Below are 2,346 nucleotides of genomic sequence, written 5' to 3'. Positions count from 1 at the left end.
ATCGGCGTGGCAGCGGCTTTGCCCAACAAGACGTTTATACGTCACGGACAACATGCCGTATAAACGCTAAGTAGTTATGCATCTAGGTAGCTGAGTGAATATCATTTCAGATTATTTGATTCCTTTGATTTGGGCAATTGGAATATTTGTAGCCATCATGAGTCTCGTCACACCAAGAGTGCGAATAGCCGAAGAACAGGGACTGGTTCCAATCTTTGAGGAATTCAGTAGTGGTGCAATACATACATTTTGGTTTAATGGGCCATTAGTTCGTCACTCAATTTACAAAGACTTTGTAGTGCTCAAATGTCTCGGAACTTGTGTTGTTATACCTAGGAACACACTGACTGTTGAAGCGACGGATTCTATGCTTGGTGAAGGATTGCGATATAAGTCGGCCAAGTATGCTTTTTATAATTTACAACTCAGGACTCCAACGAGGGATAATATACTTGAAGTACTTGGTAAAAATGCATAACAAGCCGTTTAACGAAAACGCCAGCAAACAACGCTGGCACGGACTCGCAAACTACGCTCGCCCGTTAACGGAGCGTTAACAGTACAAGGAAAGTAGTAATGGTCGTTACAGAAAAAAGAAAACTTTTACGTGGTTCAACATTTATTGCGGGTGGCGTTTGCGCAGGCCTGGCAAATTACTATGGTTTGCGGAAAGGCGGTGTACAGGCTGCTTTTGTTATAACCACCCTGTTACTAGGTTTTCCTGCTCTGATTTACATAGTCTTATGGCTTGTACTTCCAAAGGAAAAATAGGCTTGTCGAAACGTACTGTTAACAAACCAAGTCATCGGAAAACCACTCACTGGCTGCGCCAAAGCGTTCGCGTTTTCCGCTGCTTGGGGCGTTATAGCGCTTCAGCCTTACAACTTATTGGTTAATATCGGTAGTAAGTTTTAGTTTCCTTAGGTTGTAGTTGGCTCGTACTCTTTTTGGCAATCGTTCTTTCAGTTTTTAGCCAAACAATCTTTTAAACTTCCAACAGTTTCATCGGTATCAGTTCAACCTAACATGCAATTTTTCGTTGCAGTTTTAATCAAGGTTGTTTTACAGTGTGGGTAATAATTTTAATCATGTTGTTGTGTTAACAGAGCAGGCGGCAAGCCGCGATAGTTCATTAGGTTGGCGCAATAACAAGCAAAGGCATCGGACGCAATAAGCCGCGCCGTTGCTTTGAGCGTTAGGCATCCCTATATGAATGAAGGTTGGCTCAACGACGAGTACATAGTCGTGTTCATTGAAGCTGAGAGTGCATTGGCTTCGTCAAAATACGAACTGTCTCAATATTTGCCCGGCTATACGCTTGTTGGCCTGCGGGGGTGGGACGACTTGATTGTTATCAGCCCTGCTGGTGTCATGTGTTCGCTACCGACCATTCCCATCGATCCAAAAATGATTGTGCCGTTCTTTTTTCCAGAAGACTTATCCCTTGAATCCGATGAGCGATTCACAGGCAAAATAAAATGGTATTTGAAGCCATTAATTTTTGGTGGAGACCCACAAGACGAAGAAAATCTCACTTGGGTCAGCCACGAACAGCACGCAGAGCTGGTGGTCTGGTGGAACAATCAGTATAAAAGCATCAAAGCGCAGGCGGACAATGCCTAACAAAAACATCAACAGGAAAACTACTCGCTGTAAAGCGCTCGTATTTTCCCGTTATATTAAGCGTTATAAGCACGGATGGATATGAGAGCACTTTATCTACTTTTATTTTTAATCTCGTTTAGTGTAAGTGCTGATGCGATCTTTCCAAGTTGCGTTGAAACACCGACTTTTGAGTGGCGTGGCAACAAGCTTTTGGTTACGCAAGATGACTTTCTAAATCGTACTAACTGGTACTTAGGTTCTGGTGAGCCACCAATTTCAATTGGTCTAGCTACTGAAAAAGTTATTTCATTCCTTCGAGAGAAATATAATGTTGAAGAGGTGCAATTTGCATATGTTCACCTAAAAAGCCAAGGTTGTTTAATCGATCAGAAAATACAAACTGTCTGGTTTTACGTTTTTGCGGCGGATTCACCAGTTAGCCTTATTGGTATTTCAATGGCTGGGCGACTAATCGAGTCCGTAGAATGACATTAATGAAATGTGCTTATAACAAGCCAAGTCAGCGGGAATTTTACTCGCTGAAAAACACTCATAAAATCCCCTGCTTGGGGCGTTATATTGCAAGAGGTGAGCCTTGAATTTGATTGTGGCAATTGGATTTTTAGTTGGTGGTCTGGTTGTGATATTCACGCCCACTAAGACTCTTTTGCGAAATGATTATGGCGCTGGAAAACTGTTTTACAAATTAGAAAAAAATGAAGACGATGGCTTAAAATATGC

4 protein-coding genes are annotated in these 2,346 nt (G+C 42.2%); all 4 read left to right on the top strand.

The genetic code is table 11. The features are described from left to right. The first annotated feature begins 94 nt into the window (after window positions 1-94). Window positions 95-478 (top strand): hypothetical protein, encoded by a 384-nt coding sequence (locus tag ABKW31_RS22810; protein WP_348619018.1) that lies wholly within the window; start codon window positions 95-97, stop codon window positions 476-478. 98 nt (window positions 479-576) lie between these two features. After that, window positions 577-771, top strand: coding sequence for a PspC domain-containing protein (locus tag ABKW31_RS22805; protein WP_348619017.1), 195 nt, complete (start codon window positions 577-579; stop codon window positions 769-771). A gap of 438 nt (window positions 772-1,209) precedes the next feature. Beyond that, the gene (locus ABKW31_RS22800) at window positions 1,210-1,623 is read left to right on the top strand and encodes a hypothetical protein (protein ID WP_348619016.1); all 414 of its coding nucleotides are present in this window, start codon (window positions 1,210-1,212) and stop codon (window positions 1,621-1,623) included. Between the two features lie 81 nt (window positions 1,624-1,704). Further along, on the top strand, window positions 1,705-2,094 hold the full coding sequence (locus ABKW31_RS22795; protein ID WP_348619015.1) for a hypothetical protein: 390 nt from the start codon (window positions 1,705-1,707) through the stop codon (window positions 2,092-2,094). Window positions 2,095-2,346: the final 252 nt, after the last annotated feature.

Source organism: Paraglaciecola sp. 25GB23A (assembly GCF_040012495.1).
In the GTDB taxonomy this organism is placed as follows: Bacteria; Pseudomonadota; Gammaproteobacteria; order Enterobacterales; family Alteromonadaceae; genus Paraglaciecola.
This window is presented reverse-complemented; position numbering and strand designations above follow the sequence as displayed.

Bases quoted from the DNA above. Each gene is read 5' to 3' on its own strand.
- ABKW31_RS22805 (WP_348619017.1), top strand. From the start codon at position 577: ATGGTCGTTACAGAAAAAAGAAAACTTTTACGTGGTTCAACATTTATT.
- ABKW31_RS22800 (WP_348619016.1), top strand. From the start codon at position 1,210: ATGAATGAAGGTTGGCTCAACGACGAGTACATAGTCGTGTTCATTGAA.
- ABKW31_RS22795 (WP_348619015.1), top strand. From the start codon at position 1,705: ATGAGAGCACTTTATCTACTTTTATTTTTAATCTCGTTTAGTGTAAGT.